The organism is Nonomuraea sp. NPDC051191 (assembly GCF_044455665.1).
GTDB lineage: Bacteria > Actinomycetota > Actinomycetes > Streptosporangiales > Streptosporangiaceae > Nonomuraea.
The window spans coordinates 503,297-516,424 of sequence record NZ_JBITEZ010000007.1 but is presented as its reverse complement, the minus strand read 5'-3'; the positions used below and the strand labels follow the sequence as shown (position 1 = coordinate 516,424).

11 protein-coding genes are annotated in these 13,128 nt (G+C 74.2%); 8 read left to right on the top strand and 3 right to left on the bottom strand.

What is annotated here, in order from left to right:
- Nucleotides 1-332 precede the first annotated feature (332 nt).
- The 8 genes from ACIA8R_RS23300 to ACIA8R_RS23265 all read left to right on the top strand — a co-directional run bounded on the left by ACIA8R_RS23300 (nt 333) and on the right by ACIA8R_RS23265 (nt 9,763).
- On the top strand, nt 333-950 hold the full coding sequence (locus tag ACIA8R_RS23300; protein ID WP_397040278.1) for a DedA family protein: 618 nt from the start codon (nt 333-335) through the stop codon (nt 948-950).
- A gap of 37 nt (nt 951-987) precedes the next feature.
- Nucleotides 988-1,800 (top strand): DMT family transporter, encoded by an 813-nt coding sequence (locus ACIA8R_RS23295; protein WP_357707194.1) that lies wholly within the window; start codon nt 988-990, stop codon nt 1,798-1,800.
- 83 nt (nt 1,801-1,883) lie between these two features.
- The gene (locus ACIA8R_RS23290; RefSeq protein ID WP_397040276.1) at nt 1,884-3,095 is read left to right on the top strand and encodes a glycosyltransferase; all 1,212 of its coding nucleotides are present in this window, start codon (nt 1,884-1,886) and stop codon (nt 3,093-3,095) included.
- Nucleotides 3,092-3,766 carry a DUF998 domain-containing protein gene (locus tag ACIA8R_RS23285; RefSeq protein ID WP_357707190.1) on the top strand — a complete coding sequence of 225 codons (675 nt, stop codon included), beginning with the start codon at nt 3,092-3,094 and terminating at the stop codon, nt 3,764-3,766. Before ACIA8R_RS23290 ends, ACIA8R_RS23285 begins: the two co-directional genes overlap by 4 nt.
- 82 nt (nt 3,767-3,848) lie before the next feature.
- Nucleotides 3,849-4,604 (top strand): cytochrome P450, encoded by a 756-nt coding sequence (locus tag ACIA8R_RS23280; RefSeq protein WP_397040274.1) that lies wholly within the window; start codon nt 3,849-3,851, stop codon nt 4,602-4,604.
- A complete protein-coding gene (locus ACIA8R_RS23275) occupies nt 4,601-5,347 on the top strand; it encodes an isocitrate lyase/phosphoenolpyruvate mutase family protein (RefSeq protein ID WP_397040272.1) in 747 nt (248 codons plus the stop codon). Before ACIA8R_RS23280 ends, ACIA8R_RS23275 begins: the two co-directional genes overlap by 4 nt.
- 7 nt (nt 5,348-5,354) lie before the next feature.
- Complete coding sequence (locus tag ACIA8R_RS23270) at nt 5,355-8,222, top strand: AfsR/SARP family transcriptional regulator (RefSeq protein ID WP_397040270.1); 2,868 nt, start codon at nt 5,355-5,357, stop codon at nt 8,220-8,222.
- Nucleotides 8,223-8,257: 35 nt separating this feature from the next.
- Entirely contained in the window at nt 8,258-9,763 is a 1,506-nt protein-coding gene (locus ACIA8R_RS23265; RefSeq protein ID WP_364099734.1) for an MFS transporter, read from the top strand.
- Here the strand turns inward: ACIA8R_RS23265 and ACIA8R_RS23260 are convergent.
- From ACIA8R_RS23260 to ACIA8R_RS23250, 3 genes are all read right to left on the bottom strand, one after another.
- On the bottom strand, nt 9,732-10,970 hold the full coding sequence (locus tag ACIA8R_RS23260; protein WP_357707183.1) for an MFS transporter: 1,239 nt from the start codon (nt 10,968-10,970) through the stop codon (nt 9,732-9,734). The genes ACIA8R_RS23265 and ACIA8R_RS23260 overlap by 32 nt on opposite strands.
- 211 nt (nt 10,971-11,181) lie before the next feature.
- Nucleotides 11,182-12,084, bottom strand: coding sequence for a serine hydrolase (locus tag ACIA8R_RS23255; protein ID WP_397040267.1), 903 nt, complete (start codon nt 12,082-12,084; stop codon nt 11,182-11,184).
- A gap of 81 nt (nt 12,085-12,165) precedes the next feature.
- Entirely contained in the window at nt 12,166-13,110 is a 945-nt protein-coding gene (locus tag ACIA8R_RS23250; protein ID WP_357707180.1) for a zinc-binding dehydrogenase, read from the bottom strand.
- Nucleotides 13,111-13,128 lie beyond the last annotated feature (18 nt).

Below are 13,128 nucleotides of genomic sequence, written 5' to 3'. Positions count from 1 at the left end.
TGACGAAAGTCAGGGTGGGGCCTGCCGCACCGGTCACGGTGGGGCTAGCTCCACCTGAAAGGCGGATACCTCCTCTCCTGTTTCCGGGGCGCGCAACCGGTTTGATCGTGGGTGTCACACGGAAGTCGCAGGTCCGCCCCTGACGAAAGTAGGGGGTGACGCGTGCCGATGGTCCGATGCGCCACGACCTGCGGAATTTCTACCTTCATGGGGTAGGCGGCCCTGACCCTCCTAGGGGAAGGGCCCGCGTTCGACCGGGGGCATCCCCGATGTCCCCGGTCCGCTCACACCGACAGGCTTTGTGAGTGCCCTGACGATCGGAGTCCACCCATATGTCGCACGCCATTCTCGACCTGGTCCAGCAGGTGATGTCATCGCCATGGTTGTACGTGGCGCTGTTCGCCCTGGCGCTGCTCGACGGTTTCTTCCCCATCGTGCCCGCCGAGACGTCGGTCATCACCGCGGCGGTGTTCGCCGCCTCCGGCCAGACCAACCTGGCTCTGGTGATCGTGGTCGCGGCGCTCGGCGCGTTCGTGGGCGACCACGTGTCGTACCTGATCGGCAACAAGTCGGCCAGGCGGCTGCGGGACAAGAAGGCGTTCGTCTGGGCGCGCGGCGCGCTGGCCGAGCGGGGCGGAATGGTGCTGATCGTGGCCAGGTACATCCCCGGCGGGCGCACCGCGACGACGCTGACCATGGGCGCCGTGGGTCATCCGCTGCGCTCGTTCACGTTCTTCGACGCCATCGCGGCGAGCTCGTGGGCGGTGTACTCCGGGCTGATCGGCTTCTTCGGCGGCATGGCCTTCGAGAACGACCCGATCAAGGGCCTGCTGCTGGGCCTCGGGATCGCGCTGTCGATCACCGGGCTCGTCGAGCTGGTGCGGTGGACCAGGAAGCGGTGCGCCACCCAGCCTTCCCCGGAACGTCTTCCGGCGGACACGTCCGTTTGACCCTGTCCGGCAACCATCCGTCTGAAGGGAGTGAGCAATGAGTGTGCTGGCCGCGGCGATCGCGCTGGTCGGTTCGCTGTTCTTCGCGCTCGGAGCCGCGCTGCAGCAGTTCGAGGCGGCGGGCTCGGCGAAGCCCGCTCTGCTGACCCTGCTGCGCAGGCCGCGCTGGCTGCTCGGCGGCGTCTCCATCGTGACGGGCGGCGGCCTGCACATCGTCGCACTCGGGCTCGGCCCGCTGACCGTGGTGCAGCCGATGGGGGTGGCCAGCCTGCTGTTCGCGCTGCCCATCGCCGCCGCGCTGCACGGGCGCAGGCCCTCCGGCAAGGAACTGGCCGCGGCGGGCGTGGTCGCGGCGGGGCTGATCGGCCTGGTGCTGCTGGTGCCCGAGTCCGACGGGCCGACGTACCTGGCGCCCACGGGCGTACTCACCCTGCTCGCCGTGTCGGGCGTCGCGACGGTGCTGCTGTGGGCGGGCTCGAAGGCGGCCTCCCCCGCCGGCCGCGCCGCGCTGCTCGCCACGGGCTCCGGCGTCCTGTACGGCGCCACCGCCACGCTCATGCGCGTGCTCGTGGACGGCGGCTGGAACTGGTGGTACCTGCTGGCCCTGCCGGTCCCGCTGCTGCTGGCGCTCATGATGCTGCAACGCGCCTACGCCGTCGGGCACTTCGGCGTCTCCTTCGCCTCGCTGCAGATCGCCGACCCGCTCACGGCGGTGGCGTTCGGGGCGCTGCTGCTCGGCGAGCCGCTGCCGTCCGGCATCGCGCCGATCGCGGCCGCCGCCCTGACCGCGGCCGGCACGGTCGCCCTGGCCCGGACGACCCCGCTGGAGGCGCGCAACGACCTCGCCTGACCTGCCCCTCCCTGACCGAAACCCCCTGTTCGCCCCTCGGCCCTCCCCCAGCCGTCCCCCCTTGTGAAAGCGGAGTCACCGTCATGGCCATGCCCCTGCACAACGTCACCGACCACGCTCACCTCGCCCCCGCCCCCGAACGTCCCCGCCGCGTCCTGATCTCGACCGACACCTATCCCCCCGACGTCAACGGCGCCGCCTACTTCACCCACCGGCTGGCCACCGGCCTGGCCGCGCGCGGCAACGAGGTGCACGTGGTGTGCCAGTCGGAGGCCGGCCCGGCCAGCGCCGACGTGGTGGACGGCGTGATCGTCCACCGGCTGCGCTCGGCCCCGCTGCTGGTGCACCCGACCATGCGGGTCACCGTGCCGACCAGGCTCGACCGGCTGGTCGCCGACATCGACCCGGACGTGCTGCACACCCAGGGCCACTTCGTGGTCGGCCGGGCCGCCATCGCCGCCGCCCGCCGCCGCGGCGTGCCGGTCGTGGCCACGAACCACTTCATGCCCGACAACCTCTTCCAGTTCGGGCACGTCCCCGAGGCGCTGCGGACCAGGGCGGGCCGGCTGGCCTGGCGCGACTTCAGCCGGATCTTCAAGCGGGCCGACCACATCACGACGCCGACCCCGCTGGCCGCCAAGCTCCTGGCCGACCAGGGCTTCTCCCGCGACGTCGAGGCCGTCTCGTGCGGCATCGACCTGGCCAGGTTCCACCCGCACGCCGAGCCCAAGTCGTGGGCGCGCCGGCGGTTCGCGCTGCCCGACCGGCCGACCGTCCTGTTCGTGGGCCGCCTGGACGAGGAGAAGCACCTCGACGAGCTGATCCGCGCCCTGCCTCTCGTGCTCAACGAGACCGACGCGCAGGTGGCGTTCGTGGGCCGCGGCAACCAGCGGATGGAGCTGGAGAAGCTGGCCAAGCGCATCGGGGTGGGCGACCGGGTGTTCTTCGTCGGGTTCGTGCCCGACGAGAGCATGCCGCAGGCGTTCGCCGCCGCCGACGTGTTCGGCATGCCGGGCGTCGCCGAGCTGCAGAGCATCGCCACGCTGGAGGCCATGGCGTCCGGCCTGCCCGTCGTGGCCGCCGACGCGATGGCGCTGCCGCACCTGGTGGACGGCAACGGCTACCTCTACCAGCCGGGCGACGTCGTCTCGCTGGCCAGGCACCTGACCGCGATCCTCACCGACGACGACCTGCGCGCCCGCCTGGGCAACGCCAGCCGGGCGCTGGCGCTCACCCACGACGACCAGACGTCGCTGGCCCGCTTCGAGCAGATCTACGACGAGGTGACCCGATGACCTGGCGCACCGTGCTCGCTCCGGTCGCCGGAGCGGTGACGGCGGTGGCCGCCCTCGGCTACGCGCAGGCCGTCCTGCCCGCGCAGCCGCTGATCAGCGACTACGCGCTCGTCCCCGGCGGCATGCTGCCCGTGCTGGTCGGGACGCTCGCGCTGGCCGTGGCCTGCCTGTCGCTGGCGTACGGGCTGGCCGCCCGGGAGCCTGGACGGACCGCCGCCACCCGCGTGCTGCTGCTGGCGGGGGCGGCCGGGCTGATGCTGAGCGCACTCTTCCCCACCGATCCCGGCATGTCGGACATCAGCACTCTGACCGGCGAGATCCACCGCTGGTCGGCGGCCGTGGTCTTCACCGCGCTGCCGGTCGCCGGCTGGTCGCTGGCCAGGGGGCGGACGGCGGCCGTGCGCTGGAGCGCGGTCAAGGCCCTGAGCGTGACCTCGGGGCTGACGCTGGGCGCGTACCTGGCGGCGCACCCGGCCGCCTTCACCTCCTCGCTGATCGGCGGCGGCGCCTACTACGGGCTGCTCGAACGGGGTGTGGTACTGGCCGAGATCGTGCTCGTCGTGTCGATGGCGCTGGCAAGCGCACCGGGCCGCGCGGCCGTACGGATCGAGGGCACGCGGGCCACGGGGGCGCCCGCGCAGCCCGAGAGCCGGCAGCGGCTGGCGGCGTGACCGGAAACCGGGACAGCGGGGACACCGGGGACGCGTCCATACTTCGTCCCCCGTCGAACGGTCCGCGTCCTAGCGTGGACCCATGCTCATCACCCACCACGCCGAAGCCCGTGCGGTGCTCTCCGACAGCCGGTACGTGCCGCCGCCCGTCCCGCAGGACGGCGAGCCCGGGACGCTCGCCTGGCTGCGGGCCCACGTCTCGCGCTTCAGCACCGGCGAGACGCACGCCGAACGCCGCCGCCTGGTCGTCGAGCGCCTGTCCGCCCTGGACCCGCCCGCGCTGAGGACGGCTGCCAGGGCCGCGACCGAGGACCGCGGCGGCGACTGGCGTGGCGTGCCGACGGCCGTGCTGGGGGCCGCGCTCGGCGTGCCGGACACCTCGGCCGTGCCCGCGGCCGCGAGCGGTTACCTGTCGGGCGAGGGAAGCCCGCAGGCCGACGCCGCCGTCGCCGAACTGCTCGGGCTGACCGACCTGCCGGCCGTCACCCTGCTGCTCCAGGGCCACGCCGCCACCGAGGCGCTCATCGAGAACGCGCTCGCCCACGCCGTGCCGGGCGACGACCCCGAGGCGGTGCTGCACGAGACGCTCAGGCAGGACCCGCCGCTGAAGGCCAGCCGCAGGCTCGACACCCGCACCGGCCAGGAGGTCACGATCGACCTGGTCGCGGCCAACCGCGATCCCGAGGTGTTCGCCGATCCCGGCCGCTTCGACGCCTCCCGGGGCCCCGCCCCCCATCTGACGTTCGGGGACGGCCCGCGTCCGTGCCCCGCTCCCGCCCACGCCCTCGCGCTGGCCGCCGGCGTGCTCGACGCGCTCCTCGAAGGGACCGGCCGATGAACTTCCACGACCTGCACCGGCCGGGCGACCCGCTGCTGCTGCCCAACGCCTGGGACTACGGCTCGGCCGCGATCCTCGCCGCGCACGGCTTCCCCGCGATCGGCACCACCAGCCTCGGCGTGTCCGCCGTGCACGGCAAGCCGGACGCCGCCGGCGCGACCAGGGCCGAGACGATCGAGCTGGCCGAGACGGTCAAGGACCTGGACGTCCTGGTCACGGTGGACATCGAGGGCGGGTTCAGCGACGACCCGGACGAGGTGTCGGCCCTGGTGGCGAGCCTGGCCGCGCTCGGGGTGGCGGGCGTGAACCTGGAGGACGGCCGTCCCGACGGCACCCTGCGCCCGGTCGAGCTGCACCGGCGGATCATCGAGGCCGCCAAGGGCCACGGCGTGTTCGTCAACGCCCGCACCGACACCCACTGGCTCGGCACCGGCGACTGGCGCGAGCGGGTGGACGCCTACGAGCACGCCGACGGCATCTTCGTCCCCGGCCTGTCCGACCTGGCGGAGATCGCCGAGGTCGTCGCGCGTACGCGGCTGCCGCTGAACGTGCTCTACCAGCCGGGCGGGCCCACGCTCGACCGGCTCGCCGAGGCGGGGGTGGCGCGGGTGAGCACCGGGTCGCTGCTCTACCGGGCCGCGCTCCAGGGCGCTCTGGCCGCCGTGCTGGGCGCGCAGGGCAAGGACGCCCCCAAGCTGCCGACGTACGGAGAAATCGCCGCACTCCTCCCCCAGGCCCGATAATCGAGACATGCGCTTCGAGATCCTCGGACCCACCAGCGTGCTGGACGAGGACGGCGCGCCCGTGGCGCTCGGCGGGCCCCGGGTGCGCGCCCTGCTCACCCTGCTGGCCCTGAACGCGGGCCGCGTCGTCGGCGCCGGCCAGCTCGTGGACGGCCTGTACGGCCCCCACCCGCCGGACGGCGTGGCCAACGCGCTGCAGTCCCAGGTCTCCAGGCTGCGCCGGGCGCTCGGCCGGGACCTGGTCGAGTTCCACCCGGCGGGCTACCGGCTGGTCGCCGACCCCCAGGACGTGGACGCGCGCCGCTTCGAGCTGCTGGCCCGGGACGGACGGCGGTCGCTGGCCGATGGGGACGCCCGGCGGGCGGCGGCGCTGCTGGGCGCGGCGCTGGAGCTCTGGCGGGGCGTGCCGCTCGCCGACGCGCCGCACGCCGTGTCGGCCGCGGCCGGGCTGGAGGAGCTGCGGCTGGCGGCCACCGAGGACCGGCTCCAGGCCGACCTGGAGCTCGGGCGGCACCGCGACCTGGTCGCCGAGCTGCGCCGGCTCACCGCCGCCCATCCGCTGCGCGAGCGCCTGCGCGCCCAGCTCATGCGCGCCCTGTACGGCAGTGGCCGCCAGGCCGAGGCGCTGGCCGTCTACGACGAGGCGCGACGGCTGCTCGACCGGGAGCTGGGCATCGAGCCGGGCGTCGAGCTGACCGCCGCCCATCTCGCCGTCCTCCGCGCCGACCCGTCACTCGACCCCGCCGGCGCGCCCGCTGTCACGCCCGTGGCCGCGGTGCCCGGCGGGCCTTCCGCGCCGCCGGCCGGAGGGCTCAAGCGGGGGTTGCGGGCGCAGCTCACCAGCTTCGTGGGGCGGGCGGAGGAGCTGGCGCAGCTCGGCGCGCGGCTGCGGGACAACCGGCTCGTCACGCTGATCGGCCCCGGCGGCGCGGGCAAGACCAGGCTCGCCCAGGAGGCGGCCGCCCAGGAACCGGGCGACGTGTGCTTCGTGCCCCTCGCCCACGTGACCGGCGCGGCCGGCGCGACCGGCGTGCCCGGCGCGGTGCTGGTCGCGCTCGACATCCGCGACGCCCTGCGGCACACGCCCCAGCGCCCGGCGATCGACCCGGTCACCCGGCTGCTCACCGCGCTGGCCGAGCGCGACCTGCTGCTCGTCCTGGACAACTGCGAGCATCTGGTCGCCGCCGTGGCCGAGCTCGCCGACGCGCTGCTGGCCGGTTGCCCCGGGCTGCGGGTGCTGACCACCAGCCGGGAGGCGCTGGGCATCACCGGGGAGTCGATCCTGCCGGTGTCCCCGCTGCGCCTGCCGCCGCCCGAGCCGGACGACCCGCTGGCGTACGCGGCCGTCCGGCTGTTCGCCGACCGCGCCGCCGCCGTGCGTCCCGGGTTCGGCGTGGACGGCGGCAACGCCGCGGACGTGGTGCGCATCTGCCGGGCGCTCGACGGGCTGCCGCTGGCCATCGAGCTGGCCGCCGCGCGCCTCCGTACGCTGTCGGTCGCCGACGTGGCGGCCCGCCTGGACGACCGGTTCCGGCTGCTGACCCGCGGCAGCCGTACGGCGCTGCCCCGGCACCAGACGCTCCGCGCGGTCGTCGCGTGGAGCTGGGACCTGCTGGACGACGCCGAGCAGCGCCTGGCCGGCCGGCTGAGCGTCTTCGTGGGCGGCGCCACGCCCGAGGCGGCCGAGCGGGTGTGCGGGGCACCGGAGGAGGTGCTGTTCTCGCTGGCGGAGAAGTCGCTGGTGGAGCACGTCGGCGGCCGTTACCGCATGCTCGACACGATCAGGGCGTTCTGCGCCGAACGCCTGGCCGAGTCAGGCGAGACCGCCGCGATCAGGGACGCCCACACCGCCTACTACCTCGACCTGGTGCTGACCGCCGACCCGCTGCTGCGCACCGCCGCCCAGCTCGACTGGCTGGCCCGCCTGGACGAGGAGAGCGACGACGTCGAGGCCGCCGTGCGCTGGACGACCGAGTCCGGGCAGCTGGCGACCGGCCTGCGGCTGCTGGCGCACGGCACCTGCTACTGGTGGATGCGCGGCCACCGCGGCGCCGTCGCCGGCCTGGCCGCCGGGCTGCTGGCCGCGATCGGCGACGCCCGCCCCGCCGGCATGGAGGAGGAGTACGTCATGTGCGTGCTCGTCACGGCCTGGACGGGCGTGGCCGACGACGACCTGCGCGAGCGGCTGGCCGAGGTGCGCGGGCTGCTGCCGATCACCCACCTGCCGGAGCGGGTGGAGTTCCTGATGATGATGCGGTCGATGTTCACCGGGCCGCCGGGCGACGTCGAGACGATCTACCACGAGCTGCGGGCCTTCACCGAGGGCCTGCCGCCCTGGCAGCGGGCGTTGTCGTACTGCGGCATGGGGTTCGTGCTGCAGATCCTGGGCCGGGCCGAGGAGTCGCTGGCCGCCTTCCGGCGCGCACTGGCCGCCTTCCGCGCGATCGGCGAGCGCTGGGGGACGATCCTGGTGCTGTCGGGGCTCGGCGCGCTGGCCTCCGAGCGGGGGGACTACGCGGCCTCGTACGCGCTGTCGGACGAGGCGCTGACGCTGGCCCGCGAGCTCGACGCGCGGGCGGAGATGGCCGAGGCCCTGTGCCGGCGCGGCGACGCGCTGCTCGGCATGGGCGAGCCGCTGGGCGGGCGGGCCGACTACGAGGAGGCGGCCGAGCTGGCCCGCCGGGTGGGCTCCATGGACGTGCTGGCCTGGGCGGACCTCGGGCTGGCCGAGGTGGCGCTGTCCGCCGGCGAGCGCGGCCTCGCGCTGTCCCTGCTGGCCCAGGCCCGCGCGGAGTGCCCCGACGACTGGTACAGCACCGAGGACATCCGCAACCGCATCGACGCCGCCCTCGACAGGGCGGTCAGCGGACGGTAGGCGGGCCGTCAGCCGCCCCGGCCACCGTGGACGGCATGACGCGCAAATGGGCCTGTCTGGCCATAGCCTGCCTTGCGACACTGTTGCTCTCGGTCGATCTCACCGTGCTGCACCTGGCGCTCCCCCGCCTGGTAGCCGACCTCGGTGCGAACTCGACGCAACTGCTCTGGATCGGCGACATCTACGGCTTCGCCCTGGCCGGCCTCCTGGTCACCATGGGCAACCTCGGCGACCGCGTGGGCCGCAAGCGGCTGCTGCTGATCGGCGTGGCCGGGTTCGGCGCGGCCTCTCTGGTGACCGCCTACGCCCCGAACCCCGAGCTGCTGATCGCCGCCAGGACGCTGCTGGGCGTGGCGGGCGCGATGATCATGCCGTCCACGCTCTCGATCGTCAGGAACGTCTTCACCGACCCGGGCGAGCGGACCGCGGCCATCGGGCTCTGGAGCGGGATGAGCGCGGCCGGGTTCGCAATGGGGCCGGTCGTCGGGGGCGTGCTGCTGGACCACTTCTGGTGGGGGTCGGTGTTCCTGCTCAACGTGCCGATCATGGTGCTGGTGCTGGTCTGCGGCTTCCTGGTGCTGCCGGAGTCGCGCAACCCCACCGCAGGGCGGATCGACGGGCTCAGCGTGGCGCTGTCGTTCGCCGGTGTCGTGACGGCCGTCTACGCGGTCAAGGAGGCCGCCCACCAGGGCCTGGCGCACGCCGACGTCCTGGGGGCGGCCGTGGTGGGCGTGGCGTGCCTGGTGCTGTTCGTCCGGCGGCAGAAGCGGCTGGACACGCCGCTGATCGACGTACGGCTGTTCCGGCGGCGGGCGTTCAGCGCGTCCGTGGGCACGAACCTGCTGGCGATCTTCGCGTTGTCGGCCATGAGCCTGCTGTTCGCCTGGTACCTGCAGCTCGTCCTGGGCTGGTCCCCGCTGGTGGCCGGGCTGGCGCAGATCCCCGGCGGCCTGAGCGGCGCGGTGGGCGGGGTGCTCGCGGCCCGGCTGATCAACCGGCTCGGCAGGAACGGCGTGGTCGCGCTCGGCCTGGCGCTGAACGCCGGCGCGTTCGTCCGGTACGGCATGCTCGGCACCGAGGTGGACTATCTCACCCTGCTGCCCGTGATGATGATCGGCGGGCTGGGGGTCGGGCTCACGTTCACCGTGAATAACGACAACATCCTGGCCACCGCGCCCAGGGAGCGGGCGGGGGCGGCGGCCGCGGTGTCGGAGACGGCGTTCGAGCTGGGCGGCGCGCTGGGCATCGCGGTCCTGGGCACCGTGCTCAACAGCGTCTACCGCGCGAACCTGCTGCTGCCCGCCGGGGTGCCCGGCGAGGCGGCGCGGGAGTCGATCGCCGGAGCCACCGCCACGGCGGCGGCCCTGCCCCCGCAGGCGGCCGAGCAGCTGATGCGCGCGGCGCGGGAGGCGTTCGTGGCGGGGATGCAGGTGACGACGCTGCTCACGGCGGTCCTGCTGGCCGTGGTCGCGGTGTTCGCGCTGACCGGGCTGCGCGGCGTGCCGAAGGTCATCCAGGAAGAGTCGCCGGTCCCTCACTGAGCGCGGGGACGTCCGCCGCGGGCCCGGCGGGCAGCGGGCGCAGGCTGCCGACCCTGGCCAGCACGAGCAGCGCGGCCACCCCGGTGGCCACCGGCGCGACCACGAACGCCCAGGACGCGCCGAAGTGGTCCACGAGCTGCCCGGCGACCGACGACCCGGCCGCGATGCCGAGCGCGATGCCGCCGTTCAGCCAGGTGAACGCCTCGGTGCGGACCTCCGCCGCGACCAGGCCCTCGACCAGGGTGTAGCCGGTGATCACCACGGGGGCGATCACCAGGCCGGCCAGGGCGGCGGCTACGTACAGGTGGGGGACCGCGCCGGCGAGCGTGAACGCGCTGGTCGCGACCGCGAGCAGGGCCAGCCCGCCGACCAGCCGGACGCGGGCGGGCAGCCGCCAGCGGACCGCGCCGTACAACAGGCCGCCGAGCATGCTGGCGCCGGAGAAGACGCCGTAGACGGGACCGGCGGACGCGGGCGCGTGCAGGGCGGTGGTGAGCGAGGTGACGCCGACCTGGAGGCTGCCGAAGACCGACCCCATGGCGAGGAAGGCGGCGGCGAGCAGCGCCACGCCGCGCCTGCGCAGCACGCCCTTGGAGGCGGCGATCCGGACCGGCACCGGCTCGGGCGCGGCCGTCCGGACGGCGGCGAAGACCACCGTGCCGACCAGGATCAGCACGAGCCCGCCGAGCAGCGCGACCACCGGCGAGTACGCCGTCGACAGCCCCACCAGCAGCACCGGGGCCAGCGTGAACGTCAGCTCGTCGGTGATCGACTCGACCGCGAACGCCGTGTTCAGCCTGCCGGTGCCGCCGAGCCGGTGCGCCCAGCGGGCCCGGACCATCGAGCCGACCTGCGGTCCGGACGCGCCGACGACGGCTGCCATGGCGACCAGCAGCGCGAGGTGGGCGTGCGCGGCGGCGAAGGCCAGCAGGCCGCCCATGGCCAGGGCGTGCACCGCGACCTGCGGCAGCAGCACCCGCGCCTGGCCGTACCGGTCGGCCAGACGGCCGGTCTGGGGGCCGATGAGAGCCTGGAAGACGGCGGCGGCGGCGGAGGTGATCCCGGCCGCGCCGTAGGAGCCGGTGGACCATTGGACCAGCAGCAGGATGCCCATCTGGGTCATCGCGAACGGCACGCGGGCCAGCAGCGCGGGCACCAGGAACCGCCAGGCTCCGGGGGTGGCCAGCACGTCGAGATAGGACTTCAAGGGTCTCCGTCCAGATCATGACGGAGACCTCCCGGGGGGAGCACACCGTCGGAGGTGGGCTTCGACCGGGGTAGATACCGGCGCGCGCCGGCCGCCGAGCGGTCAATCAGTTCACTTCAGTCAAACGTGACGAGAGCCGATCCTATTGCAGGAATCGGGCTGCTCACCGCCGGCAGGGTGCGACGGCCGAGAGGGGCCGAGAGGAACACCGTCAGGCGCCAGGGTTCCTCGGGCAGGACCGGGGCGTCGTCGGGGACAGCTCGTCGAGCCGGGAGCCGATCATCCTGGCCACCCCTTCGATGGTCTCGATGCCCACCCCCTCCCCCGGCTGCCCGTCGGTCTGCACCGCCAGCAGCAGGTCGCGCCCCGGCCCGACGACGCGGCCGTAGCTGGTCACCGCCCACGTGTTGTGGGTGAACGGGCGCGGCGTCCAGCCGTTCTTCAACGCCACCCGGTCCACCGGGCGGGCGGCCGCGCTGACGCCCCACGACTGGTCCTTGGCCACCCGTCCCATCAGGCCGAGCACGAGGGCGCGGTCGCGGTCGGAGAGGCCCTCGCCGCCGTTCACCAGCACCTGGAGCAGGCGGATGCGGTCGGCGGGGCTGGTGTTGGTGCCGCCCCAGAAGACGCCGGGCCCGGGGACGGTCTCGTTCAGGCCCATGCGCCGGTAGAACTCGCCCATCGCGCCGCCGACCCGGCCCCACAACGCGTCGGCGGCGCCGTTGTCGCTCTCGATGATCATGCGCTCGGCGAGGTCGCGCTCCTCCTCGCCCAGGGTCCCGTGGCCGAGCACGAGCGCCGTGAGGATGTCCACCTTGACGCCGCTGGCGGTGATCATGTCGTGCTGGTGCTCGGCGCGGCCCAGGGTGAGGCCGCTGGTGAGCTCCAGCATGCTGTAGGCGACCCGTCCGGGGCGTCGGGAGACGTACTGCTCGACGTCGTGCTCAAGCCGGGCGCGGGCCGCCCTCCCGGCCCTCTTGTCCCGAAATTTCAGGACGCATCGGTCGACCTTCGCTCTGACCTTCACCACGCCCGGCACCCCGGGCAGCCGCTCGGCCGAACAACCGGTCACGAACGCCCAGACCACCACCACGACCAGCAATCTCCACCACACCTACAAAACCCCCGCGATCATCACTTCTCGGGGGTTTTGACCACCCTCTGCCCAGTCGCGGCATTGGCCACACCCTGCCCGTCAGGGCAGGAGCACCACTTTTCCGACAGTTCGCCGTCCGGCCAGGTCCGCCACGGCCCGGGCCGCCTCCGCCAGCGGGTACTCGCCGCCCACCAGCGGACGCAGCCGTCCGGCCGCGGTCAGCGCGAGCAGCTCGCCCAGCGGGGGCCCGACCATCTCCCGCCGCCCCCGCAGCGGACGCAGCCAGAACCCGAGGACGGCGAGGTTGCCCGCGGTCAGCCGCGCGGGATCGACCGGCCGGGCCTGCTCGCCCGACGACGACCCGTAACTCACCAGCCGCCCGAAGGGGGCCAGGACGGTCAGCGCCGCGTCGAAGACCGCCCCGCCGACGGCGTCGAGCACCACGTCCGCCGGCCGGTCGCCGTTGGCCTCGATGACGCGCTCGGCGTACCCGTCGGCCGCGCCGTCCACGGCGGCGTCCGCGCCCAGGTCGAGGGCGAGCGACCGCTTGTCCTCGCTGGAGGCGGTGGCGATCACGCGTCCGGCGCCGAACACCTTGGCCAGCTGCACGGCCAGGCTGCCCACGCCGCCCGCGCCGGAGTGGACGACCACGCTCTCGCCCTCCCTGAGCCGCGCCGACGAACGCAGCAGATGCCAGGCGGTGAGCCCCTGGACGAGCAGCGCCAGCGCCTCGCCGGCCCGCAGCGAGTCGGGCACGACCACGACGTCGCCCTCGTCCAGGACGGCCTTGGAGGCGTAGCCGTTGGCGGTGAAGCCCATCACCCGCCGTCCCCGGTGGTCGCGCCCGACGACCTCGCTGCCGGGGATGTGCGGCAGGCGGTCCGGGCTGGAGTAGTGGCCGGAGATCTGCCGCACGTCGGCGAAGTTCAGCCCCGCGGCCTCGACGTCCACCAGCACCTGGCCCGGTCCCACGACCGGATCGGGCACCTCGGCCTCTTCGAGCACCTCCGGGCCGCCGAAGCGGGTGAACTGGATGGCACGCATGAATCCCCCATTCCGCGC

What these genes read in the sequence shown, in the direction of transcription:
- ACIA8R_RS23300 (WP_397040278.1), top strand. Translation starts at nt 333, where the DNA reads ATGTCGCACGCCATTCTCGACCTGGTCCAGCAGGTGATGTCATCGCCA.
- ACIA8R_RS23295 (WP_357707194.1), top strand. Translation starts at nt 988, where the DNA reads ATGAGTGTGCTGGCCGCGGCGATCGCGCTGGTCGGTTCGCTGTTCTTC.
- ACIA8R_RS23290 (WP_397040276.1), top strand. Translation starts at nt 1,884, where the DNA reads ATGGCCATGCCCCTGCACAACGTCACCGACCACGCTCACCTCGCCCCC.
- ACIA8R_RS23285 (WP_357707190.1), top strand. Translation starts at nt 3,092, where the DNA reads ATGACCTGGCGCACCGTGCTCGCTCCGGTCGCCGGAGCGGTGACGGCG.
- ACIA8R_RS23280 (WP_397040274.1), top strand. Translation starts at nt 3,849, where the DNA reads ATGCTCATCACCCACCACGCCGAAGCCCGTGCGGTGCTCTCCGACAGC.
- ACIA8R_RS23275 (WP_397040272.1), top strand. Translation starts at nt 4,601, where the DNA reads ATGAACTTCCACGACCTGCACCGGCCGGGCGACCCGCTGCTGCTGCCC.
- ACIA8R_RS23270 (WP_397040270.1), top strand. Translation starts at nt 5,355, where the DNA reads ATGCGCTTCGAGATCCTCGGACCCACCAGCGTGCTGGACGAGGACGGC.
- ACIA8R_RS23265 (WP_364099734.1), top strand. Translation starts at nt 8,258, where the DNA reads ATGACGCGCAAATGGGCCTGTCTGGCCATAGCCTGCCTTGCGACACTG.
- ACIA8R_RS23250 (WP_357707180.1), bottom strand. Translation starts at nt 13,110, where the DNA reads ATGCGTGCCATCCAGTTCACCCGCTTCGGCGGCCCGGAGGTGCTCGAA.